This window comes from Sulfitobacter maritimus, from assembly GCF_013346665.1.
Taxonomy (GTDB): domain Bacteria; phylum Pseudomonadota; class Alphaproteobacteria; order Rhodobacterales; family Rhodobacteraceae; genus Sulfitobacter; species Sulfitobacter maritimus.
In genome coordinates, this window is sequence record NZ_JABVBB010000019.1 from 52,448 (window position 1) to 75,049 (window position 22,602).

The window sequence follows — 22,602 nt, forward strand, 5'->3', positions numbered from 1 at the left end:
ATGGGGCGCGCCAGCCGATTGGCACGCCCCAGAAGCGCCTTTACCCCGCTGTGGCGCGAAGCATCCATGTGGTCTTCTCGTGGAAATCCGCCCGCGTGGTGGCGAGATCGGCGGTCACAGGGTCTTCGGCGGCTTCGGCCGTTCCGACCAAAGCGCGCATTTGTGCGGCAAGACGTTCATGGTCCGCCAGCAGATCGCGCAGCATTTCTTCGGCAGACTGCGACACATCGGCCTCGCGCCCCCCGGAGACTTGCGCGGGGTTGATCACAGCCGTTTTTCCCAAGGCGCGGATACGCTCGGCGATGACATCGGCGGCGGCGAACATATCCGTATAATGCGTCTCGGTCAGTTCGTGCACCGTCAAGAAATGCGGTCCGGTCACGTTCCAGTGGTACATATGCGACTTCATCACCAACCGATACGTGGCCGACAGCGCGTCGGACAGAGCCTCCGCGACAGAGGCGACGTTGGAAATATTGCTGGTTTCGGGATTGGTTGCTGACACAGATAGCTCCTGATGTAATTTGGTGAACGACAAAACGCCCGCGCCCCGGGTGGCGTCACTGGGGCGCGGGCGGCTCATTGGGATGAGCCTGTAAGACTAAGCTAGGCCAGAGAGACGTTCTGACCAGCCCGCGCGGGCGAATTCGCGGAACGGTGCTGAGCGGGGGCGCGAGCCGGTTCTAACCCCAGATCGGCATCGCTCAGCCCGTTAACCACACTGCGGATCTCGCCTCGGTAAATGCCGATATCGCGCAGGGTGGCATCGTCCATCGCCTCTAGTTCCGCGATGGCGCGGCGGCGCTGCCTGCGACGGGCGAACGAGGTCGCAAGATCGCGGAAGGCTGAGAAGGGTGCCGCATTCGCTTCTTGCCGCGCGAAATCGGTGAGCATTTTTCGGGTGATATAGATGGCCATTTGATCCTCCATAACAGCAGGTGCTGCTGGCTGAACGCGCGCTGACCAACCGGGTGGCACTGCGCACCTCCGCTGCAAAGCGTCGTTCTGTTTGACTGTGGGAAATGAAATCAAACCCCCGAGCTATGAGCAGACCCAAAGGCCGCCCGCTCGGGGCTACCGGCGGTTCAGCAGACGTTCTGCGCTCGGCAGAACCCTCATATGAAAGCGGATCATCATACTGTTGATATAGGAGCGCCCCCCGCAGCATTCAAGTATGGGGCGGGGTCGGTGAGCCTATGATGTCGCAGGGTCCTCTAGCTTGCTCAGGGCCGTTTTGATCCGGCGGAGCAACTCCGTCCGGTCGGTGCCATCCATGCCTTCGTCAGACGCGCGCATATAGGCCTTCTTGTCATCCCGCCATGCCTTGAGCAGTTCGATTTTGCGGTCGCGGGTGAGCGTGTCGTCGTTCACGATTTCCTCTGGGATGTCGTATTTTCCGAAGTATGGCATGGCGGCTCTCCTTTGATTATTCTGACCTGAAGCTAGCACGAAAAACGGTTTGGCAAAAACGCTGGCGTGGGTGTGCGGCAAAGCGGCCCCCGTTGATTTCAGCATGAGGCTTGTCTTCGCTGGCAGGGCGCAGCACAACAGGTCAACACGATGTGGTTTAGAAAGGTCTGGCCAGATGACCAAAGTCCCGACCACGCGAATTGACAGGCTGCTAGGGTCCTTGGGCTACGGCTCGCGCGGGCAGATTGCGCAGATCGCGCGGGCGCGCCGGATTGTGCTGGACGGCGTGCCGATCACCGATGTGGCAAGGCGCATTCCCATGACCCCTGATCTTACGGAACGGATGACCGTCCACGGCGCCCCGCTGGACCCTTTGCCGGGGGTGGTGGTGATGTTGAACAAACCGCCCGGATACATCTGTTCGCGCAAAGACAGCGGGCCGTTGGTCTATGATCTGTTGCCCGACCGCTGGCGGCACCGCAAACCCATGCTTTCGCCCGTCGGTCGGCTGGACAAAGAGACATCCGGCCTGCTGTTGCTCACCGATGATGGCGCGTTGTTGCATCGGATCACCAGCCCCAACCACGCTGTCGAAAAGACCTACCGGGCCAGTCTGGCGCGGCCCCTTGAGGGCCATGAGGTGGAGGTGTTTGCCTCAGGCGCGTTAGTTCTGAGCGGAGAGAAAAAGCCGCTGCACCCTGCGAAGCTCAACGTATTGTCCGCCACAGAGGCGCGGTTGAGCATTACCGAAGGCCGATATCACCAAGTGCGACGCATGTTCGCCGCCGTGGGCAACCATGTAGAGGCTCTGCACCGCGAGGCGTTGGGCCAACTGCGCCTGCCGGATGATCTGGGGGAGGGGGCTTGGGTGCTATTGACGGAGGCCGAGATTGCCTCAGTCTTTGCCAAATAGCTGGCGCGGAACAGTGACCAGCGGCGCTACACAACCGGCAAGACCGCGTTATAACGTGCGAAAGATTGAGTTGGATAGACAATGAACGAGACCTGTATTTTCTGCCGGATAGCGCAATCAGAATTGCCAGCCTTCAAACTGTTTGAGGACGATCTGGTGCTGGCCTTTCTGGACCTTCACCCGATCCGCGAAGGACATGCGCTGATTATACCCAAAGAGCACCATCCGTGGTTTGAAGACCTGCCAGAGCCTGTCGCGGCGCGGATCATGTCCACCGGGCAGCGGTTGGCGCGGGCGATGAAGCACGAGTGGGGGGTGGAGCGCGTTGCCTTCTTCTTTACCGGCATCCATGTCGCACACACCCATGCCCATGTGGTGCCGATGTTGCACCGGCATGATGTGACCTCGGTGCGGTATCTGGAGGACGGTGTAGAAGAGTTCTCACTGCCGCCTAAGCCGGAGGACACCGCGCTGGAGCAGACGGCGGATCGTATTCGTGCGCGCTTGGCCCGCACTGATGAACAGGGCGGAGCGCGATCAGCCTCTGATTAGTCCCGATCCACTGGCCGAGGGACGCGAGGTTTGCCCAAGCTACATTCCAGCGCATCCCGGTCCCAATCGCCTGTGTCAGCCGCAGCTTCATAGGTGGATTGCAAAAACGCCATAAGCGTTCCGCGCGGGTCATCACTGCGTTGTACCGCGTTATAGGGTAAAAGGAACTCCCCAAGGTCTTTGTCGAAATACGCCGCCTCTGGTTTTACGGGGTAATCAGCAAACCCATCCGCTGTGGGGTACGCGTAGGCATAAAACATGGGCTCTTCGACACCATTGCCCCCCGGCCAGAAGCCGGCAGAGGAGACCTCATGACTATAGGCTTCCTGCGCCACGTCATCGGGGAGATGCGGAATACCCGCCGGATGCAGCGGCGCGCGGCGACCAGAAAAGCGGGTCACGGCCAGATCGAGCGCGCCCCAGAACAGATGGACAGGGGAGACTTTGCCCAGAAAACTGGTGCGGAAATGTTCAAACACCGGCACGATATGAAGCAGCGCACGGTGATAACGCGCAACCGCTTCGGCGTCATAGGGGCGCTCGGCAGTGTCTTGAGCAAAGGGGGTAGGATCAGGCACCTCGTTGGGCGCACCGTGAATGTCGAAAGTGCCGCCCAATGCCTTCACGGCTTTGGCCACTTGCTCATGGAACGTGGCGATGGGCATCGGTTTGAGCGCAAAAGTCTCCCGCGAATTGCCATCGGTCTCGGCGACGAACTGATGATCGACCAGATCGAGCGTCAGGGTCAGACATCCTTCCGCCTCATGCACTGGGCCAGTCGTCAGCCCGCGCGGTGTGACATAGAGGGTTGCGTGCCATGAGTGGTTGACCCAAGGGGTATGGGCCAACCGATATTTGCCAAGGATTTGCGTCCAGAGATGCAGCGCGGTGCAGGTCTCCGACCAGTCCGCGAAGCCAAGCTCGGGCCATGCGCCTTTCGCGATGTCGCTCATCCGATTGGCTCCATGTTCTGGCGCTTCAACGCCAGTTGCACACCTGCGTCCGCTTCCATTCGCACCATATGCTGCTTCAGGGCCGGGTAGTCGTCATAGGACAGCGGGGTCTTTTCGATCCAGCGCATCAGGACATAGAGAAACGTATCGGCAAAGCTGCGTTTGCCCAAATACCAATCGCCGTTCTCACTCAGGATCTGATCCATCCGCTTGTAATGCATGTCGAGCTTTTCATAGGTCTTGCGTTTGACCTCTTCGATTGCGGCGTCGCTTTCGGCAAAGTTCTGCGGGCCGAAATGCCCTCCATAGGCGGCGTGAACCTCGGAGGTCATGTAAGACAGGGCCTCGGCTTCCTTGCGGCCCAGCACCGTGTCGCGGGCATAGCCCTCGCCCCCATGTGCGGCCCCAAGCCAGCTCAGGATCGCCGCTGCTTCGGTGAGCACATCGCCGTCTTCAAAACGCAGGGCGGGGACTTTGCCCTTGTCGTTGATCGCAAGGTAGTCGTCCTTCTTGTGATCGCCGTAGGCCATCGTGTGAACCTCGACAGGCGCATCAAGCCAAGCCACCGCAATATTGGGGGCGAGCGAGCAGGTTCCGGGCATGGTGTAAAGCGTAGGCATGTTGTGTCTCCTTTGAGGGGGATTGCAAACGGCGGATCACTGCGCGGCGGCGAACTCGGTGAAACCGGCAAGGTAGGCTTTCAGACGCTCGGTCGTTTTTTCATCGGTCATCGCGCCATTCTCGTCGAACACATCGCCCGCGCGGGCGACCATCAGGCGGCCTTCGTGCCATTGGCGGGTGGTCAGGGTGCGCAGAACGCTGAGCCACGCATCTTGCGACAGGATCGTGCCAAACCCGCCAGGCGACGCGCCAAGAACGGCAAAGGGCTTGCCGCCGAACACCTTGGAGATGTCGCTGGCAGGGCGGCTTGTCCAGTCAATCGCGTTTTTCAGAACGCCGGGGATCGAGTTGTTGTATTCGGGCGAAAACAGGATCACGCCGTCTGCTGCGATGATCTGCTCTTTCAGCCGCACCACTGCCTCGGGGAGGCCGTGGGCCTGTTCCTCGTCTGCGTTATAAAGCGGGATTTCTGCGATACTGCCTTCGACCAGCGTGCTGCCTTCTGGCATCAAATTCTGCGCTGCGTGCAGCAGGGCGGTGTTAAACGAGCCTTTTCGTAGGCTGCCCGATATTCCGAGGATCTGTGTCATGGGTCACCTTTCGCGCTTCTTCGTCCGATGAACTGCGGCATCTGGCCAAAAAGACAAGGGGCGCCGCGTGAACGATGCCCCTTGCTGTAATGGTAAGGCGAAGACTTAAGCCTTCAACGCCTGCGGTATAAAACCGTCAATCACTGGCAGTTTGCGCAGGGCAAAGGCACCGCCGCCTTGGATGGCCACAACGACAGCCAGTGCCACAAGCAGCGCGGGGAATTCCCAGCCGCCACCTTCGTTGCTGAACAGCCAACCGTTGCCGAGGTGAACCCAGAGCGAGCCAATCAGAACCGGCAGCGACAAGATCGCGGCAAGACGGGTATAGAGACCGGCGATGATGGCGACACCGCCGACGACTTCGGCGAAAACAGTCAGATAGGCGGCGATGGCGGGCAGGTCGAGGCTGCCAAAGAAGGCCACGGTGCCGGGCAGGGTAAAGACGAAAAGCTTGAGCAAGCCATGCGCCAAAAGAACGACGCCGAGCGACAGGCGGGCGAGAGTGGCGCCGACATTGGTGTTGGTTTCAAAGGTCATGGTGTATCTCCTGATGAGCGTGTCTGTTGTCTGCGCCCTATATCGACCATTGCGCCGCGGTTTATAATACGGAGATTTGGCAGTTTATTGCTTCCATGCGGGATGTAATCGCGCAATGCGTGGGTTGCGCTTGGGAGTGGCTCGACCACAGCCGCTTCCCTTGAACTGCGCTGTCAGACGTCGATCTTTTCGATGTTTTTCAGCACCGCATGGACGGCAAGACCTGTCTCGGTCAGCCCATAGGTGACCTTTGGCGGAATGGTGTTTTCCTGCTCACGCCAGACCAGCCCGTCGGCTTCTAACTCACGCAAGCGGGTGGTGAGAACCTTGGGCGAGATCCCGTCAATCTGACGGCGTAGGACGCCAAAACGGCAGGCCTGTTTTTCGCCCAGCACATAAATCACATGGGTTTTCCATTGGCCCCAGAGCTTACGCAGAAGCTTGTCCGCCCCACAGGGCATATTAACCTCGACCGTCTCATCCGAAGCAGGATTGGCTTTCTGTGTGGTTTCCATTTGGTAACGACTTTCAATAGGTGACTTGCGTCCTAGATATGGCCTCAACGGACGAACACAATGCGCCAATGGCTTCTTCTTACATGCTATTTGCGCTGAAAGGAGAGTACCATGTCTCATACCGAAAACCGGGCCATCCCCGGTCTGCACCATGTCACCGCGATCTCTGGCCCGCCGCAGGATAACCTTGATTTCTGGGTTGGTACCCTTGGTCAGCGGCTGGTGAAGCGCACCGTGAACTTTGACGATCCCGGCACCTATCACCTCTATTACGGGGATAAGGACGCCGCGCCCGGATCGATCATGACCTTCTTCCCCTTCGTGGATGCTGGCCCCGGCCGTGCAGGCGCGGGCATGGCTTCTGCCGTGGCCTATGCGATCCCTGATCTTGATCAGCGCATGGGCAATCTGGCAGAGGCCGCGATTGATTTCGATGGACCGTTCGAGCGCTTTGGTGAGCGGGCCATCGCGTTGAAAGACCCCGACGGGCTGCGCGTGGAGCTGATCGAAGGCGGGGCGAAGGATGAGGGGTTTCACTCCGTCACGCTTTGGCTTGATGAGATCGCGTCCACTGCTGGGGTTCTGGAGGCGATGGGCTATGAGCGCGAAGGCGAAGATGCTACCGCGACGGGCGGCACAGACGGCAAAGAGACCCGCGTGCGCTATCGATCGACCGATCCTGAGCGCGGCTCTGCGGTCGATCTCATGACCTCGGACGCACGTTCTATCGGGCGGCCCGGAGCAGGCACCATTCACCACGTCGCCTTCCGGGCGCGGGATGAAGCGGAGCAACTGGCATGGCGTGAGCGGCTCTCGGCAATCGGGCAAGAGGTGACGCCGGTGATCGACCGGCAGTATTTCGACGCGATCTACTTCCGCACGCCGGGTGGGGTGCTGTTTGAGATTGCCACCGATCCGCCCGGATTTGCCGTGGACGAAGACCCGGCACATTTAGGGGAAGCGCTGAAACTGCCCGAAAAATACGAGGCGCACCGCACCCGTATCGAGCAGGTTCTGCCAGAAATCCGGGTGCCATCATGAGCGGCGTACAGACAAAAACCCGCGGCTCCGGTCCTCATGCGGAGCAACGTTTGGTGACATCCGGTGCTTCGCTGGACCGCGCGCGGCTGGCGTTGGTGATGATCCATGGCCGAGGTGGCGGGCCGGAGGATATGGTCGGCTTGGCCGATCACCTCGCTCTGCCGGACGTGGCGGTATTCGCACCGCAGGCGGCGGGGCGGTCGTGGTGGCCGGACAGTTTCCTTGCGCCGCTGGAGGCCAATGAGCCGGGGTTAAGCAGTGGGCTGAGCGTTGTCTCGAACCTGCTGGATGATCTGAACGAGCAGGGCTTTGGCCCCGAGCAGGTCGCACTGGTCGGGTTCTCGCAAGGCGCTTGTCTGGCGATTGAGGCTGCCGCACGGCTGGCCCGTCCATTCCGCGCTGTGGCTGCGCTGTCAGGTGGTTTGGTCGGTACCGGCGAGACGGGCGGTGCGCCGCGTGCTGATTTGTATGACCGCCCAGCTAAAACCTTTGACTACGATGGGCAGCTGTCAGACGTGCCGGTGTTGATCGGTTGCCACGAACAAGACCCGCATATCCCACTGGCCCGCGTACGCGAAAGCGCTAAGGTGTTGGGCACGATGGGCGCCAAGGTCGACACGCTGGTCATCCCCGGCGCGGGCCACGGCATCATCGCAGAAGAGGCCGCTTGGCTGCGTAAACATCTGAACAAGGCATGAAGGGAGCACCGATGGACAATGAGTTTGAGATCACTCGCGAAGAGGGTGACAGCAAGGGTCGCTATTTCGCTGTCGTCGATGGGCATGAGGCCGAGATGACCTATTCCCGCATGGGCGAAAGCACGATCATCATTGACCACACCGGCGTCCCGGATGCGTTGCGCGGGCGCGGTGTCGGTCAGGCGCTGGTCAAACGCGGGGTCGAGGATGCCCGCGCGGAGGGGCGCAAGATCGTTCCGCTTTGCCCCTTCGCCAAAGCGCAGATTGAGCGTCACGCGGAATGGCAGGATGTGCTACAAAAGAAAAACCCATAAAGGAGTTCTGCGATGAGTTGGAGCCCATGCCCCGATCCCGTCCCCGGTGATGCCGAAAGCGTTGATGCCATTGAAACCCTGATTGTGCCGCGCGCGGTCGATCTTGGCGAAATGGAAGTGCGCCGGGCATTGCCATCGGAAAAACGCCAAATGGTCGGGCCTTTCATCTTCTTTGACCAGATGGGTCCGGCGGAGTTCCTGACCGATCAGGGCATCGACGTGCGCCCGCATCCGCATATCAACCTCGCCACGCTGACCTATCTGTTTGAGGGACAAATCCACCACCGCGACAGTCTTGGCACCGATCTCGCGATTGAGCCCGGCGCGGTGAATTGGATGAAAGCAGGCAAGGGGATCGTCCATTCGGAACGCACTTCGCCCGAACGGAAAAAGACCGGCCAGCGGTTGTTCGGCCTGCAAACTTGGATGGCGCTGCCTGAGAATGAAGAGGAGTCCGACCCCGATTTCATGCATCACGGCAAGACCGATCTGCCAACGGTTGATGCCGACGGGCTGACGGCGCGGCTTATCGCAGGCTCTGCCTTTGGCGTAACCTCTCCGCTTAAGACAGCCTCAGATACGCTATACGCCGACATCACCCTCGCGCCCGGAGCGAAAGCGCCCATCGTGGCCAATACCGAGGAACGCGCGCTTTACACCATTCGCGGCAAGATCGATGTCTCTGGCGATACTTTCGAGCCGGGGCAGTTGTTGGTCCTGCGGCCCGGGGATGAGGTCACGGTCAAAGGCGTTGACGATGGCACCGGTGATCACGCGCGTTTCATGCTCTTTGGCGGTGCGCCGATGGAAGGGCCGCGCTACATCTGGTGGAACTTCGTCTCATCACGCAAGGACCGCATTGAGCAGGCGCGGGAGGAATGGCGCCGGGGCCGGTTCGAGACCGTGCCGGGCGATGAGGAAGAGTTCATCCCCGCGCCCGAGGGCAAACCCAAGATCATGCGTGCCGAAGGGGGCGTATTCTACCCATGAAGTCAGCCCTGTCAGCCCTCTGCGCCCTTCCGGTTCTCTTGACCGCGACGGGCGCACCGGCATTCGCTGCTGAAGCGGAAAACGCCCGCAGCATGTTCGGCCTTGTCGGTATGGAGCTGGCCTTTCTCGAAGCATTGGCGCTGATCGCGCTGGCCTGTATCTTCGTGCCAATTTCCCGCGCCTTGGGGCTGGGTACTGTGATCGGCTATCTGGTGGCTGGCGTGGTGGCGGGGATCGTGCTTGCGATCTCCTTTACCCGCGATCCCGGTGAGCTTTTGCATTTCGCCGAGTTTGGTGTGGTGCTGTTCCTCTTTGTTATCGGGTTGGAGTTTCGTCCGGCGCGTTTGTGGGAAATGCGCGGTACGATCTTTGGCCGGGGGCTGGTGCAGGTGATGGTCTGCGCGGCGCTGCTGACCGCTGCGGCGCTGCTTGTCGGGCTTGAATGGCGCGTGGCGCTGATTGTCGGGCTGGGGCTGGCGCTGTCATCCACCGCGCTGGTGATGCGCGGCATTGACGACGGCGGGGAGCGTAATTCGGTCTTTGGTCAAACCGCCTTTGCCATTTTGCTGTTCGAAGACCTCGCCATCGTGCCGTTTTTGCTGCTGGTCACGCTGCTGGCCCCTTCGGGCGAGGAAGCGAGTTTGGCAGACAGTCTGCAAGCCACGGCCATCGGCATTGGCGCCATCACTGCGCTGATCCTCATCGGACGCTATGCACTCGACCCGATCTTTCGCATCATCGCGCGTACCCGCACGCCGGAGCTGATGACCGCTGCCGCGCTCGGTGTTGTGGTCTTTGCCGCGCTGATCATGGCAGCGGCGGGGCTTTCCTATGCGATGGGGGCGTTTATCGCCGGGGTGATGTTGGCGGAATCCTCGTACCGGCATGAGGTCGAGGCCGATATCGAGCCTTTCCGGGGTTTGTTCATGGGGTTGTTCTTTGTCGCCGTGGGGCTTTCGCTTGATCTGCGCGCCGTGGCTGACAATTGGCTGATTATTCTGCTGGCTGTGCCGATCACCGTCGCGCTGAAGGGGCTGGGCGCTTATGTGGTGAACCGTGCCTTTGGCACGCCGCATCCCATCGCGCTGCGCATTGCCTTTGCCATGGGGCAGCACGGGGAATTCGGCTTTGTCTTGTTCGCCGCCGCCAGTTCTGCCCTGTTGCTGCCGCAGGAATTGTCATCAATCGTCGTGGCAATCGTCACCCTATCAATGGCGCTTTCATCACAAGCGGACCGCGCCTATCGCTTGGTCGTCCGGCAACCCGCCCGAGAAACGATTGACGAGGATTACACAGATGCCGAGGGCAGCGTGTTGATCATTGGATTCGGTCGGGTCGGCCAATTGGTGGCGCAGCCGCTTTTGGCTGAGGGCGTGTCGGTTACCCTGCTGGACCATGACGCCGACCGTATTCGCGAGGCCAAGCGGTTTAATGAGCGGGTGCATTTTGGCGACGGCACGCGGGCCGATGTGCTGGCCGCCGCCGGGGCGGAGACCGCCAAGGTGATTGTCGTGGCCACGGATGATCCTGACACCACGCTGAAGATCGTCAAAATCGTGCATCGCAAATTCCCGAACGCAAAGCTGCTCGCCCGCGCGCATGACCGTATCCACGCGGTCCGTCTGGCGGGCGAAGGGGTGCCGAATGACGCGATCCTGCGGGAGACATGGCTCTCTGCGCTGGCGCTTGGCGGGTTGACCCTGCGGGCCTTGGGCTATGCCGACGGGGACGCAGACGACGTGATTGCCCGCCTGCGCAAACGCGATTCTGAACGGCTGGCCGAACAGATCACTGCTGCGCGGGACGAAAGCGAGCGTGCGCAGATCGTTGCGGCAATCACGCCAGAGCCGGTACGGGGCAGGTAGCAAGACATTCGTCTGATCCCCCATTTCGAAGGCAGCCTGTTCTTTCCCCGCGCTAAATCGCAGAAGCCGCGCCCTTTTTCCAAGCCGCGGTGTTCAGTTTCCCCGCGCAAACCGCCATAGGCAGAGCATTGGGCTTTGCGCGGGCACGCGGCGTGCCATGGGCGGGGGAGACAGCAGATGCGAATTTGGCACCACCTTGAGCCGGCTTTGCCCCGGTTCCACAACGGCGAGCCGTTGCGGGCGGGGATCGGGGCGCTCATTGGGATCAGCCTTTGTGTGGGGCTGGCCTATATCAGCGCGATCTATGGCCAGGCTTCGTTTTACCTCGTGGCCCCTTTGGGGGCGACGGCGGTTTTGCTTTTCTGTGTGCCGAACTCGCCCCTAGCGCAGCCTTGGTCGGCGGTTGTCGGTAATATCAGCGCGGCTTTAGTGGCGCTGGTTGCAGTGTGGTATATCCCCGGACCATTGGCTGTAGGCGTTGCTGTCGGCGCCGCGATTACCGCGATGATGTTTTTGCGCGCCCTGCATCCGCCGGGCGGGGCGGTGGCACTGCTCACCGCGCTCAACCCAGAGGCGGCCTTTGCAGCGGGGCCTTGGTTTGCCTTGGTGCCACTGGGACTGGCGACGGTGGTTCTGGTGCTTAGTGCCACGGTCTATAACCGGCTGACGGGGCGAAAGTACCCTTTTCGCTTGCCGAAGGAAGAGCCGGATCACGCGCCGCCACGTCTGGGGCTGTCGACGGAACAGCTTGGCGAATTGCTGGACCGTTATAACCAGACCACGAACCTTGGTGTTGCTGACCTTGGCCGTCTTCTGGCCGCTGCGGAGGCCGAAGCGGCACAGCATCGTTTTGATGGGACAACCTGCGCCGATATCATGACGACCGATCTGGTCACTGTCCGGCCAGAGACGTCATTGGCAGACGCGGCAGGGTTATTGCGCAAACATCGGATCAAAAGCCTGCCGGTCGTCGCAGCGGATGGGGAGACCTTGCGCGGCGTGATCCTACAGGCCGACCTCATTGATCTGATCGCGGCACAGGCCCGCCCGTTGGCGCGCAGGCCGCGCGTGCTTCGGCGGCGCGTTGCGGAGGTTATGCATTCGGCAAATCGCGCAGTGCCACATGACCTCCCGGTGGGGGTCTTGCTGAACCGGCTTGCGAACGAGGGGAGCGATGTGATCCCGGTGGTGAAAGACACCGCGCTCGTCGGCATCATCACCCGCACTGACATTATGCGTCTGTTGCTTCAAGGCGCGGACGAACGCGCCGCCGCGTGATTGAAGGTCGACGCTTCAAGCGCTTTGGGCGGTATCCTCTTCCTCTGGTGTGCGCGGGTCGAGTGTGACGGCAACGGGCGAAATATCGGGCAGGGGGACAAATTTCTCACGCCCCTCTTTGGGCAACGCGCCCCGGCTGCGGACGGTGGTCAGCACGAAAAGCGCGTAGAGCACGGCGACCCCGGATTCGAACACAAAGAACGACGTTGGCCCGAAAAGCGACATCAGGAGCGAGGCGAGAAGCGGCCCGACCGTGGCACCGATGGAGTAGACCATTAGCAATCGCCCCGAAGCCGCCACGTAGAACCGCTTTTCCAACCGATCGAAGGTCTGCGCCACACAGAGGGGATAGACGCTGCTGATTGCGCCACCAAAGGCCAGCGCCATGACGATGAGGACGGGCAATGGAACGCCCCCGGCCAAAGCGCTCGACAACAGCCCCCATGAGATGCCGACAGCCAGCAAAAGACACGACATCACGATGCGCCGATCATAGCGATCTGCCAGCATCCCCACCGGCACCTGAAAGCCGAGGCCCCCAAGGACAACGGTACTCATAAACAGGGCCGCCTCGGTAACGCTCAGCCCGATCTGTCGCGCAAAGACCACGCCAAGCGCGTAGAAGGACCCCACGAGCATCCCAGCAACCACCGCGCCGACCACACCAACGCGTGAGGCTTCAAACAGTGTTCGAATGTGGAGCGGTTGCGAGGTTCGCAGGTTCGGCTCGCCCAAGCGCGTCATGGCGATGGGGATCAGCGACAGGCCGATCAGGGTCGAAGCCATCATCAGATGATCGCTGCCCCCGCCCGTACCTGCGTTCACCAAGGTCTGCCCCATGGCAATCGCCAGATAAAAAACCAGCATGTAATAGCCCAGCACCCGGCCTCTGGTTTCGTTGCTGCTGCGCTCGTTCAGCCAGCTTTCGATAGAGGTGGTCATACCTGCGATGCAAAAGCCGTTAATGGCTCGCAACAGCACCCAAGCGGCGGGAAACTCGAAAAACCCGTAGGCCAGACAAACAGCCGCTGTGAGCGCGGCAAAGGTCGAGAACGCGCGGATATGACCGATCCGCAGAATGACACGTTTGGTGTATAGCCCACCAAAGGCCAACCCCATGTAATAGGCGGCCATCACGATCCCGGTCAGCGCAACGGGATAGCCCGCAGCCTCCAACCGCAGGGGCAGGATGACCCCCAAAAGGCTGTTGCCTGCCATGAACAGTGCCGTCCCGCCAAGCAGGGCTCTGACCGGGGCGAGCAGGGTGCGGAAAGTTTGCGGCACAGTACGGCTTGCTCCTGAGCGGTGCTGAAGCCTCAAAGACTTCCATAACCGAGCCTAACTGAGAATATTGGTTCTGTTGAAGAAAAAAGCCCCGGCGCAGGCCGGAGCTTGATGTTGTGTGGGCAGGGGTGGCGCGGGGTACAGCTCTGTGCCCGCTAGGTTACCGCGTCTCCACCACATCCAGCATCCGCCGCGCCGGGGGCATGGCCACCTTGCCAAACTGCATGGCAGAGTGGATCGCCGCGAGGCCAAAAACTGCCGCGACCATAGGCGCGACGGCCTGCGCGGGCCATGGCCTGTTGATGGCGGTCCTGTCCATAACCGCAGGTGCGCCGCCGTCGTCTTCCCAACGGGCCACGCAATCCGCAGAAGGTAGCGCAGGGGTGCGGCGGGACTTTTCGAACAGTTCAGGAAAGAGTTCTTCGAAGTCGGCTTTGCAAAGCATCATCTTATTTATCCTCTAATAGGCAAGCATATGAGGGCAACGGCACCTATGTTCTGGGCAGCGCAGTTGCCGGGTGAGGCGCGAGATCGGCGTCTACGCGGCCTGTGCCGTGAGGGGGGTCGTGCCGCTCCTGCGCGTGTCATTGGCGTGCATATTCTTAACGATCATCGGGATTTGCTCCCGCTGAAGGCCAATGTCGCGCAGGACGTGTTCGTCCAGTTCTTGCAAAGCATAAATCGTCTGTCGCCGTTTCCAGCTTTGGCGGATCGCCTGCAGGCCACGGCGCAGCGCACCGGGTTTGGCGGCAAAGCGTCCAACTGGTTTGGGCGAGGCCGGAGATGATTTGAATGGGGCGTAATTGGCGATGAAATAGGCGTACATGACACCCTCCGTAACGAGATGGCTGAACCGCGACGGACATAACCTCTTGCCCGGCCTCACTTGAAAGGCGGGCATGGGCGTCCGTCATTTGGATTGATCCTGAGATCGAATGAACCCCGAGGCCGGAACACGCGACAGCGCGGTGGTCCGCCCGGGGTTACCGGCGGTTCAGTGTTTTTCCTGCGTTCGGCAGGAACCTCGTATGAAGTCTGAACATCGTCATGCCTCTGACATGGGCCGCCCCGAGAGGCTTATCAAGCATGGGGGGCGGCCTGCGACCTTCTGTCTCAACAGGCCCCGCGAGGGGCGTGAGAGGTTATTGCTGTGGCATGTCGCCGGTTTGCTCACATTGCACTTTGGTCTCGTTCATCTGGTTCTCCAAAAGCGCTGTGCTGCCTTTGGTCGACAAGGTGTCAGCGCCCGAGACATAGCTGGCGCCCGACCCCGAAACGACGTTGACAAAAACCCGCATCGCACCGTCGATCTCCGTCAGCGCAAGCGCGTTCTCGCCCGCGTTCACAAACTGTACCCGCAAAGGATCGGCGCCTTCGCAGTCATAGCTAATGGTCTCGACGGTATCGATGGGGCCGAGCGCGAGGTTCAGGGTCGTCTCTGCTGTGGCTGGGAGAGCCAATGCAGAGCAGGCGAGGGCGGCGAGGGTTAAACGCATGGTCTATATCCTATGTTGTGAGGGCCAAGGGGGAGTGATGGCCTCTCGTTGAGGTAGTCCGCAGGCAACTGGTCTGCAAGGTGGGCTGATTGACGGTCGATTGCGCGAGGCTGGCAGGGCCGCTCACCGTTCACGCAAAGACCCAAGCGGCACCCTTGCGTTTGGCGAAAATTCCGCGACTATCCGTGATAGCAACTTGGGTTGCTTCAACCCCAAACGATTTAGGCTGTCTATGCGATCGAATTTGCCTCCCCTGCGGGCGTTGCAGGCTTTTGAAGCGTTTGGCCGTCTGGGCTCTGTCACCGCAGCGGCCCGTGCGCTTGGAGTCACACCGGGCGCGATCAGCCAGCAGATCAAACTGCTTGAAGCGCAGATGGACATCCCTTTGATCGTCAAGGATGGCCGCCGCGCTGCAGTCGCTCCCAAGGCGCAGGCCTATCATGCGGTTCTGACGGCAGGGTTTGAAAAACTGTGGCAGGCGCAGGTGCTTTTGGCGCAACAGACCTCGGACCACGACATCTATGTATCGGGGCTGCCCACGCTTTTGCTGAAATGGCTACAACCCCGGTTGCACAAGTTTGAGACCCGCTTTGGCCCCGCCTCCATCCGGCTTGAGGCGACCCACGGCGAACCGGAGCCAGAATTTCTCGATCATATGTTTCGGCTGACCTATGGTGCTGTTTCGCAAGAGTTCCCTCATGCGCGGGCCTTGTATCAGGACGCCTGTTTTCCGGTCTGTTCGCCTGAATTCCTCAAAGCACATCCGCAGGCGCTTGATCCCGCTTGCCTGCCTGACCTGCCTTGGGTGGATATCGATTGGGGGCCAGCCTACAGCAGCGTTCCCCGGTGGGGCACATGGCTCGCGGCGCAAGGGCTGCCAAAGCCTGCGCAGCGTGCGGCCTCGGTCCACTCGCTTTCCAGTTCCGCGATCGAAGCAGTGGCCGCTGGCCAAGGCATTGCATTGGCGCAGATGTCGTTTGCCTCTGCCGACCTCGCGCTTGGGCGGCTCATCCGACTTTCGCAGGCTTCAATCGCTATGCCTGAACCCTATTACATCTGTTGGGGACCGGGGGTGATGGAGAATGACACGCACCGCAACTTCCTGAACTGGGTGCTCTCAGAAGCCCCCGGATAGTTTAGGTATGCTAAATGGTAACGAAACAAATGGGCGGTTTTTTTGGCCCGCAGTGCGACGTATCCTTACGGCGAAACGCCGGTAGTTTACGTTAGCAAGGAAACCTCATGTTCTTGAAAAATGCATGGTATGTCGCCGCTTGGAGCGAAGAGATCGCAAACGCTTTGACCCAAGTAAAAGTTCTGGGCGAGAAGATCTGCATGTTCCGCAACAGCGAGGGCGAGGTCATTGCGATGGAGGATGCCTGCCCGCATCGCAAACTGCCGCTGTCCAAAGGGCGGATCAAGGGCGACAACGTCGAATGTGGCTATCACGGTCTGACCTTTGATTGCGCGGGGCAATGTGTCTGGGCGCCGGGCGGGGGGCGTATTCCTTCGGCGGCGCGGGTGCGGCCCTATCCGGTGCATGAGAAATACGGGTTGGTCTGGATCTGGATGGGCAATGCCGCCATCGCCGACCCTGAAGACATTATCGACATTCCGAATTTCGACAGCCCCGAATGGGGCCTGAACCGCGGCGCGGCGATGGAGTTGAACTGCAACTACCTGCTGATGTGCGACAACCTGTTGGACCCGACCCATGTCGCTTGGGTGCATGAAAGCTCCTTTGCCTCCGCTCAGACCAAGGACGCCCCTTTGCGCGTGACGAAGACCGATACCGGAGTAATCGTGCATCGTTGGATGATGGATCACGAACCTGCACCCTTCTACAAAAAGGTGATTGAGTTCGAAGGCAATTGCGACCGGCTTCAACACTACGAAGTGCGTTATCCGAGCCATGCGCTGATCCGTGCTGTCTTTACCCCGGCTGGCACCGGCGGGGTCGATGGGCCGCTGCATGAAAAGACCTTCGTGATGGACAGCTACAATTTCATGACCCCGACAACTGCCACTGAGACGCGGTACTATTGGTTCCAGCTGCGCAACGTCCGTCCTGACGACGAAGACCTGTCAAAGATGATGAGCGAGGACGTGCGCAAAGCCTTTGAAGAAGACCGCGCAGTCTTGGATGCGGTGCAAATGGGGATGTCAGAGAAAACCTCCCCCCATATCGACCTTGGGATCGACGCGGGCCAGCTGCGCTTTCGCAGACAGTTGGAGGCGATGATTGCCGAAGAGGCAATGGTAGATGCCAAGATGAGTCAGTAACCATGGCCCAGTTTCGCGCGTTTCGGGTGGCGGATAAGGTCGCGGAAAGTGACATTATCACCTCCTTCTACCTAGAGCCCTGCGATGGCCGAGCGCTTTGGGAGGTCAAACCCGGCCAATACCTGACCCTGCGTGTGCCGGGGCCAGATGGGCCGGTGCTCAAGACCTATTCAGTGTCCAGCGCGCCTTCGGAAATGCGCCACTATCGGATTACTGTAAAGCGGGAGGCGGGGGCGAATGGCGCGCCGGGCGGACTTGGGTCCTGCTGGCTGCACGACCGGGTTGAGGTGGGCGACAAGCTCGACATCGCGGCGCCGCGGGGCAGTTTCGTTCTGGACGAAACCAGCCAACGCCCGGTGCTGCTGCTGTCCGGCGGGGTAGGGCTAACGCCGATGGTCGCCATGCTGCACCGCTTGGCCGAGACGGATCGGGAGGTTCACTTTATCCACGCCTGCGAAAACGGGCGGGTACATGCGCTGCGCGAGGAGGTCTTGGCTCAGGTCAGTGATAAAATTCAGGCCCGGTTCATCTACCGCAACCCAACTGACGCAGATCGGCGCGCGAACCTTTTTGATGCGGAAGGCGTGATCGACAAGACCTTCCTGCGCAACCATGTCCCGATTGGTGACTACGAGGCCTACGTCTGTGGTCCAACGCCCTTCATGGCTGCGATCTATCAGCTTCTGCGAGAGCTTGGCGTGGCAGAGGACCGGATTGCCTATGAGTTCTTTGGCAAAGCGACGTCGCTAAAAACCAGCAAAGCAGACACCGCGCCGCAAATCGCTGCTTCGGGTGCAACGGCGGCGATCCGGTCGCTTGCCAATATTACAAATCCTGACGCTTGGGCGTCGGAAGAGACGGTTGAGGCAGATAGCGCTCCGGTGGCAAGCGGTAACGCACAGGTCGAGTTCCGCGCCTCTGGAACCACAGTGGCCTGGGACGCCGCACAGGGGTCGCTTTTGCAACTCGCTGAAAATGCGGGGCTAGAGCCAGCGTTCACCTGTCGTGCGGGGATTTGCAACGCGTGTAAATGCCAATTGATATCGGGCGAAGTGGAATACGTCGAAGAACCGTTGGAGATGCCGCAAGCCGGGGAGGTTTTGATCTGTTGCAGCCGCCCCAAGGGAGTTGTTGTGCTCGATCTCTGATCGATTTGTATTCCGCTTGTCTACAGGCTAAGAAGCCTCCGATCTCGCCCGATAGAGGCTGAGGTCAGCGCAGCTTTGGCTGCGCATCGTGCCGCCGTTAGAGCAGCACGAAGGCGCCATAAGCGCCGACCCCGAACAAGCCGCGGTCCGTGGCAATAGCTCAGGCGATGTCGTGTGCGACACCGTCAATGACCGCTTGCGATAACAACATGGCAAGGACCTATGCAACTGAACACCCTTGGAACACCGCTTATACTCTTTCTCATCCTCTTTTTCTTTGGGGGAACGTTTCTGCTGTCGCTCACCATCGGGCGCAAACGCGAGAACGCTGATAATTATATGACTGCGGGCAACGAGGTCGGCTTCGGCATCTCTGCCGCCTCTATGACCGCCACATGGATATGGGCCGCGTCGCTCTATGCCTCGGCCACATCGGGCTACACCTATGGGATTTCCGGGCCGATCCATTACGGGCTCTGGGGCGCTTTGATGATCCTTTTCATCTACCCCTTCGGGCGCCGCATCCGCAGCATCGCGCCACATGCGCATACGCTGGCCGAGATCCTGCACGCGCGCCACGGGCGATCCAGCCAGTTGATCCTTGCGGGGTCCAATTTGCTGGGCAGCCTGTTGAGCCTTACCTCCAACTTTATCGCGGGCGGGGCGCTGATTTCGATGCTGTCGCCCATCTCCTTCAGCGCGGGGATTTTGATGATCGGCACCGGGGTGTTGCTCTATACGCTGTGGTCCGGGGTGCGCGCGTCGATCCTCACGGACTTCATTCAGGTCTGCGCCATGTTGGGGGCCGTGGTGATCATCGTGCCCGCGGTTTTCTTTGCTGCGGGCGGGCCTGAGATTTTTGTAACCGGGGCGGCCAATCTAACGCCATCGCAGCAGAGCTTTTTCTCCTCCGACGCCTTCTTTAACCAAGGCGCGCCCTATATCGCGGCGGTGCTGGCCTATGCCATCGGTAACCAAACCATTGCGCAGCGGTTGTTTGCCGTGCGTGAGGACAAAATCCGCCAGACCTTTGTCACCGCGACCGTGGGCTATGGGGCGACTGTGATCGGGGTGGGCATCCTTGGGGTGTTGGCGCTTTACCTCGGCGTTGATCCGATGGACGGCGATACCAACAACCTGATCCCGCAGCTGGCGTCGATGTATCTCGGCCCGATTTTGCTCTGCGTTTTCTTTGTCATGGTCATTGGGTCGCTTGCCTCAACGGCGGACTCTGATCTGGCCGCCATGTCCTCGATCGTGATGACAGACATCTACGGACGCAATATCGCTAAAGAGGGCGCAGCCGATCCCCGGGTACTGCTGCTTGTTGGGCGGGTGACCATGATCACGGCAACCCTCGCGGCGCTGTATTTTGCCTCCAGCAAGTTCAACATTCTGGAGCTATTGGTTCTGGTCGGTGCGATCTGGGGCGCTTTGGTTTTCCCGGTGATTGCGAGCTTTTACTGGGACAAGGTCACAAACCGGGCCTTCTCGATCTCTGTCATTGCAGCCCTTGCGGCCTTCTTTCCCGTGCGTTTCGGCTGGATCGCGCTGGAAGGTCCGACCGCCTTTGTGACCGACCTGCTGGCCGTCATCGGCGTGGGCGTGATCGCAGGGTTGATGGTGTTTGGCTTTCTCGGGCGGACCGCTGGCGTGGTTGCGGGGGCGATTGCAGCGCTTGTCGTGCTGCCCTTCGGGATCGGCTTCTTGCATCAATACCCGGTATTGACGGCCTCTCTTTTGGCCTATGCAGTCAGCATGATCCTTTGCGTGGCCCTGTCATGGGCCGGGCGGGAACGGTTTGATTTCGCCCGTATCAGTGCCGAGACCGGCAATTTCGATGACGCCACACCCACCGTTTAACGAAAGGAAGTCCAATGTCTCCGACATTTTTGACGATCTATGTTCTGATCTTCCCGGCCATTGTTGCCGCTGTGCTGTTCTTTTTGCTGCAAGCCTTCTGGAAAGAGTGGCGTAAGGCCCGCAGGAGCGGAAAGAGCATCATCTAACGCGGCTTTGGCCGGCGGCATTGAGCCGCACCGCCGAGCATAAAGTCGGTGGCCTGGGGCAGTCAGGGTGGGCGGTTTAAGGAACGCTCGCACTGGCTGCCCCTTTTGCGTAGCGCGTGTCCCTCCCGGTCCCGCCTCGCGGGAACTTACGTTTGTCAAGCACCGCTTGTGCGCTGAGAACAGCAATTTAGGCCGCTTATAGCCAATAAAGCGCGATAGGCAGGCCCAATACTCCCAGTCTAGTAAACCGGCGCGCCCATATCGGACGTCGTACCGCAGCGCAGATAAAACATCTCAAACAAAGTGCGCTGACCATCAACCGAGTGGGAGTCCAACATGAAATCTACGCTTACACGTTTACCCACGGCCGCTTTTATCGCAGCCAGCTTGACCACAGGCGCCGCCGCGCAAGAGGCGCTTTGGCCTTTTGAGGTGATAAATGCCGCCGACGGCGCGGGCGAGGCTGTGTCCTACGAAGGGTTGGAGCGTGCGGAGGAGTGGACGCATAAATGGAATGGTAGAGGGTAGTTCATATTTTGGCTGTTCGTTGCTCGTGTCTGGCTTCCATTGACCAAAACTCAGTATTGGCATATATTGCCAATAAAGGAGCCCTAACTCATGGTGACACGCAACGTTGTCCTGACCGAAACCCAAGACCATCTGATCCAAGCCTTGGTCGCGTCAGGGCGCTACCAGAATGCGAGTGAAGCAATGCGCGCTGGCTTGAGGTTGCTTGAGCAGGAGGAGGCGCAGATCAGTGACATCCGCCAAGGGCTTTTAGAAGGTCTCGCGCAGGCCGAGGCGGGTGATTTCGCTGAGGGCAGCGGCAAAGATGCGATCCGTCGGGCCTTTGCGACCGCGCGCGCGCGTTCATGAGCCGATCCTTCCGGCTGACCCGTCGTGCGGAATCCAGCCTCATTGAAATCGCCAGATGGACGATTAAAACTTTCGGGCTGCGACAAGCAGAGCTTTACGAGGCCGAATTGCTCAACCGCTGTGAGAGTATTTTAAAGGGCGAAGCCCATAGTCGGAGTTGCGCAGATCTCGTTGATGGTGTGAAGGACCTGCGTTTCATAAGGGCAGGGGAGCATTTCTTGGTCTTTCTGGATCGATCGGACGAGATCATAATTGTCGATATCCTCCATTCCCGCAGCGATCTCCCGCGTCATGTTGCTTCGCTGTCGGCTATGAAGTTCGAAAACTGCTGATCTACGTTAATCCGAAAGCCTTCGTCAGATTGACAGAAAATGCGACGTTTCAAATTTTTGCGGTGTTCCTCCGACGTCTGCTCCTACCGTCGATGGACATGTGATGAGGGTGAAATGGCATTCGCAGTGTCTTGCAGCGCCGGTAGTATCTCCGCCTCAATCCGCGCGCGCGTCCACGTGTGGGCAGAGACCGAACATTGCACAGCCGCCAGGGCGCGTCCATCCGGTCCAGTGATCGGGCAAGCGACACCGATTTCAGACAGAATCATCTGATCGCTAGAAATGGCAAACCCTTGCTGTGCCGTTTCATTGATGTTTCGCCGAATGACCTCGCGGTCCAAAGTCGTGCGGGCGGTGAAGGGCTTCAAAGACCATGTATCAATAGCCTCGGCGCGGTCCTCGGGGGAAAACGTCGAGAGGATCGCCCGCCCCGCCGAAGTTGATAGCGCGGGCAAGCGGCGGCCCACGACGGTAGCCGCGAAATAGGTGCGCTGACAGGGCAGGCGGCTGACGTAGATGATATGGTCTCCCGACAGTTCAGCGAGGTTCACCGTCTCACCAATCTCTTGGCTCAGGTCAATGAGCTTCGGAATGGCTTGCCCCACCAACTGATCCGACCAGTAATAGGCATAGGCCAGTTCAAGCCACGCATGGGAGGGACGAAACCGCCGTGTGGCCGGATCTTTGTCCAACATGCCCTCGATATGCAGCGTATTAGTCAACCGCTGAACCGCGCTTTTGTCGAGCCCGGTCCGCGCTGAAAGCTCAACCAGCGAAAGTTCTGTATGTGATTCATCAAAGGCGCGCAGCAGACGCAAACCTTTGGCGAGCGAGCCAACGTAGAGTGTATTTTTCTTTTTTTCCAAAGCTTTAGCCCTCTCCTTCGTCTGTCGCGTT

The 22,602-nt window shown here is 59.9% G+C and carries 29 protein-coding genes; 16 read left to right on the forward strand and 13 right to left on the reverse strand.

Annotation, left to right across the window (positions count from 1 at the left end; genetic code table 11):
* Positions 1 to 40: 40 nt before the first annotated feature.
* The 3 genes from HTT03_RS01190 to HTT03_RS01200 all read right to left on the reverse strand — a co-directional run bounded on the left by HTT03_RS01190 (position 41) and on the right by HTT03_RS01200 (position 1,410).
* A complete protein-coding gene (locus tag HTT03_RS01190; RefSeq protein ID WP_343035598.1) occupies positions 41 to 505 on the reverse strand; it encodes a Dps family protein in 465 nt (154 codons plus the stop codon).
* 101 nt (positions 506 to 606) lie between these two features.
* Positions 607 to 918, reverse strand: coding sequence for a YjiS-like domain-containing protein (locus HTT03_RS01195; protein WP_217482693.1), 312 nt, complete (start codon positions 916 to 918; stop codon positions 607 to 609).
* Positions 919 to 1,194: 276 nt separating this feature from the next.
* Positions 1,195 to 1,410: a hypothetical protein gene (locus tag HTT03_RS01200; RefSeq protein WP_174858057.1), complete on the reverse strand. Its 216-nt coding sequence runs from the start codon at positions 1,408 to 1,410 to the stop codon at positions 1,195 to 1,197.
* Positions 1,411 to 1,585: 175 nt separating this feature from the next.
* Between HTT03_RS01200 and HTT03_RS01205 the strand changes: the two genes are divergently transcribed.
* Together HTT03_RS01205 and HTT03_RS01210 are read left to right on the forward strand one after the other, a co-directional pair.
* Positions 1,586 to 2,323, forward strand: coding sequence for a 16S rRNA pseudouridine(516) synthase (locus HTT03_RS01205; RefSeq protein ID WP_174858058.1), 738 nt, complete (start codon positions 1,586 to 1,588; stop codon positions 2,321 to 2,323).
* 81 nt (positions 2,324 to 2,404) lie between these two features.
* Positions 2,405 to 2,875, forward strand: a complete 471-nt coding sequence (locus tag HTT03_RS01210; RefSeq protein ID WP_174858059.1) for an HIT family protein — start codon at positions 2,405 to 2,407, stop codon at positions 2,873 to 2,875.
* On the opposite strand, the gene HTT03_RS01215 is transcribed toward HTT03_RS01210, so the two are convergent.
* The 5 genes from HTT03_RS01215 to HTT03_RS01235 form a co-directional block, all read right to left on the reverse strand.
* Complete coding sequence (locus HTT03_RS01215) at positions 2,872 to 3,828, reverse strand: DUF5996 family protein (RefSeq protein ID WP_174858060.1); 957 nt, start codon at positions 3,826 to 3,828, stop codon at positions 2,872 to 2,874. The two genes, HTT03_RS01210 and HTT03_RS01215, sit on opposite strands and share 4 nt — an antisense overlap.
* Complete coding sequence (locus HTT03_RS01220; protein WP_174858061.1) at positions 3,825 to 4,448, reverse strand: glutathione S-transferase family protein; 624 nt, start codon at positions 4,446 to 4,448, stop codon at positions 3,825 to 3,827. The genes HTT03_RS01215 and HTT03_RS01220 overlap by 4 nt, the downstream gene beginning before the upstream one ends.
* 36 nt (positions 4,449 to 4,484) lie before the next feature.
* Positions 4,485 to 5,039 carry an NADPH-dependent FMN reductase gene (locus tag HTT03_RS01225; protein WP_174858062.1) on the reverse strand — a complete coding sequence of 185 codons (555 nt, stop codon included), beginning with the start codon at positions 5,037 to 5,039 and terminating at the stop codon, positions 4,485 to 4,487.
* Positions 5,040 to 5,144: 105 nt separating this feature from the next.
* A complete protein-coding gene (locus tag HTT03_RS01230; RefSeq protein ID WP_174858063.1) occupies positions 5,145 to 5,576 on the reverse strand; it encodes a DoxX family protein in 432 nt (143 codons plus the stop codon).
* A 173-nt stretch (positions 5,577 to 5,749) separates the two neighbouring features.
* The gene (locus HTT03_RS01235; protein WP_174858064.1) at positions 5,750 to 6,091 is read right to left on the reverse strand and encodes a winged helix-turn-helix transcriptional regulator; all 342 of its coding nucleotides are present in this window, start codon (positions 6,089 to 6,091) and stop codon (positions 5,750 to 5,752) included.
* A 111-nt stretch (positions 6,092 to 6,202) separates the two neighbouring features.
* Here HTT03_RS01235 and HTT03_RS01240 point away from each other — a divergent pair, with 111 nt between their 5' ends.
* From HTT03_RS01240 to HTT03_RS01265, 6 genes are all read left to right on the forward strand, one after another.
* On the forward strand, positions 6,203 to 7,132 hold the full coding sequence (locus HTT03_RS01240; protein ID WP_174858065.1) for a ring-cleaving dioxygenase: 930 nt from the start codon (positions 6,203 to 6,205) through the stop codon (positions 7,130 to 7,132).
* Complete coding sequence (locus HTT03_RS01245) at positions 7,129 to 7,830, forward strand: alpha/beta hydrolase (RefSeq protein ID WP_174858066.1); 702 nt, start codon at positions 7,129 to 7,131, stop codon at positions 7,828 to 7,830. Before HTT03_RS01240 ends, HTT03_RS01245 begins: the two co-directional genes overlap by 4 nt.
* An 11-nt stretch (positions 7,831 to 7,841) precedes the next feature.
* Complete coding sequence (locus HTT03_RS01250) at positions 7,842 to 8,144, forward strand: GNAT family N-acetyltransferase (RefSeq protein ID WP_174858067.1); 303 nt, start codon at positions 7,842 to 7,844, stop codon at positions 8,142 to 8,144.
* Between the two features lie 12 nt (positions 8,145 to 8,156).
* Complete coding sequence (locus HTT03_RS01255) at positions 8,157 to 9,134, forward strand: pirin family protein (protein ID WP_174858068.1); 978 nt, start codon at positions 8,157 to 8,159, stop codon at positions 9,132 to 9,134.
* Positions 9,131 to 10,999: a monovalent cation:proton antiporter-2 (CPA2) family protein gene (locus HTT03_RS01260; RefSeq protein WP_174858069.1), complete on the forward strand. Its 1,869-nt coding sequence runs from the start codon at positions 9,131 to 9,133 to the stop codon at positions 10,997 to 10,999. Before HTT03_RS01255 ends, HTT03_RS01260 begins: the two co-directional genes overlap by 4 nt.
* A gap of 177 nt (positions 11,000 to 11,176) precedes the next feature.
* Positions 11,177 to 12,277, forward strand: a complete 1,101-nt coding sequence (locus HTT03_RS01265) for an HPP family protein (protein ID WP_174858070.1) — start codon at positions 11,177 to 11,179, stop codon at positions 12,275 to 12,277.
* 15 nt (positions 12,278 to 12,292) lie between these two features.
* On the opposite strand, the gene HTT03_RS01270 is transcribed toward HTT03_RS01265, so the two are convergent.
* The 4 genes from HTT03_RS01270 to HTT03_RS01285 all read right to left on the reverse strand — a co-directional run bounded on the left by HTT03_RS01270 (position 12,293) and on the right by HTT03_RS01285 (position 15,057).
* Entirely contained in the window at positions 12,293 to 13,561 is a 1,269-nt protein-coding gene (locus tag HTT03_RS01270) for an MFS transporter (protein ID WP_343035604.1), read from the reverse strand.
* A gap of 160 nt (positions 13,562 to 13,721) precedes the next feature.
* Positions 13,722 to 14,009 (reverse strand): hypothetical protein, encoded by a 288-nt coding sequence (locus tag HTT03_RS01275; protein ID WP_174858071.1) that lies wholly within the window; start codon positions 14,007 to 14,009, stop codon positions 13,722 to 13,724.
* Positions 14,010 to 14,099: 90 nt separating this feature from the next.
* Positions 14,100 to 14,387, reverse strand: a complete 288-nt coding sequence (locus HTT03_RS01280) for a DUF1127 domain-containing protein (protein ID WP_174858072.1) — start codon at positions 14,385 to 14,387, stop codon at positions 14,100 to 14,102.
* Positions 14,388 to 14,703: 316 nt separating this feature from the next.
* Positions 14,704 to 15,057: an MliC family protein gene (locus HTT03_RS01285; RefSeq protein ID WP_174858073.1), complete on the reverse strand. Its 354-nt coding sequence runs from the start codon at positions 15,055 to 15,057 to the stop codon at positions 14,704 to 14,706.
* Positions 15,058 to 15,289: 232 nt separating this feature from the next.
* Between HTT03_RS01285 and HTT03_RS01290 the strand changes: the two genes are divergently transcribed.
* From HTT03_RS01290 to HTT03_RS01320, 8 genes are all read left to right on the forward strand, one after another.
* Positions 15,290 to 16,192 carry a LysR substrate-binding domain-containing protein gene (locus HTT03_RS01290; protein ID WP_174858074.1) on the forward strand — a complete coding sequence of 301 codons (903 nt, stop codon included), beginning with the start codon at positions 15,290 to 15,292 and terminating at the stop codon, positions 16,190 to 16,192.
* A gap of 107 nt (positions 16,193 to 16,299) precedes the next feature.
* Positions 16,300 to 17,340, forward strand: coding sequence for an aromatic ring-hydroxylating dioxygenase subunit alpha (locus HTT03_RS01295; protein ID WP_174858075.1), 1,041 nt, complete (start codon positions 16,300 to 16,302; stop codon positions 17,338 to 17,340).
* A 2-nt stretch (positions 17,341 to 17,342) separates the two neighbouring features.
* Positions 17,343 to 18,488, forward strand: coding sequence for a 2Fe-2S iron-sulfur cluster-binding protein (locus HTT03_RS01300; RefSeq protein ID WP_174858076.1), 1,146 nt, complete (start codon positions 17,343 to 17,345; stop codon positions 18,486 to 18,488).
* 222 nt (positions 18,489 to 18,710) lie between these two features.
* A complete protein-coding gene (locus tag HTT03_RS01305) occupies positions 18,711 to 20,351 on the forward strand; it encodes a sodium:solute symporter family transporter (RefSeq protein WP_174858077.1) in 1,641 nt (546 codons plus the stop codon).
* Between the two features lie 14 nt (positions 20,352 to 20,365).
* Positions 20,366 to 20,497, forward strand: a complete 132-nt coding sequence (locus HTT03_RS18545) for a putative transporter small subunit (protein ID WP_217482694.1) — start codon at positions 20,366 to 20,368, stop codon at positions 20,495 to 20,497.
* Between the two features lie 336 nt (positions 20,498 to 20,833).
* Positions 20,834 to 21,025 (forward strand): hypothetical protein, encoded by a 192-nt coding sequence (locus HTT03_RS01310; protein ID WP_174858078.1) that lies wholly within the window; start codon positions 20,834 to 20,836, stop codon positions 21,023 to 21,025.
* 90 nt (positions 21,026 to 21,115) lie between these two features.
* On the forward strand, positions 21,116 to 21,373 hold the full coding sequence (locus HTT03_RS01315) for a type II toxin-antitoxin system ParD family antitoxin (protein WP_174858079.1): 258 nt from the start codon (positions 21,116 to 21,118) through the stop codon (positions 21,371 to 21,373).
* Positions 21,370 to 21,705, forward strand: a complete 336-nt coding sequence (locus tag HTT03_RS01320) for a type II toxin-antitoxin system RelE/ParE family toxin (protein ID WP_174858080.1) — start codon at positions 21,370 to 21,372, stop codon at positions 21,703 to 21,705. The genes HTT03_RS01315 and HTT03_RS01320 overlap by 4 nt, the downstream gene beginning before the upstream one ends.
* Before the next feature lie 83 nt (positions 21,706 to 21,788).
* Here HTT03_RS01320 and HTT03_RS01325 read toward each other — a convergent pair whose 3' ends face one another.
* The gene (locus HTT03_RS01325) at positions 21,789 to 22,571 is read right to left on the reverse strand and encodes an IclR family transcriptional regulator (RefSeq protein WP_174858081.1); all 783 of its coding nucleotides are present in this window, start codon (positions 22,569 to 22,571) and stop codon (positions 21,789 to 21,791) included.
* Positions 22,572 to 22,602 lie beyond the last annotated feature (31 nt).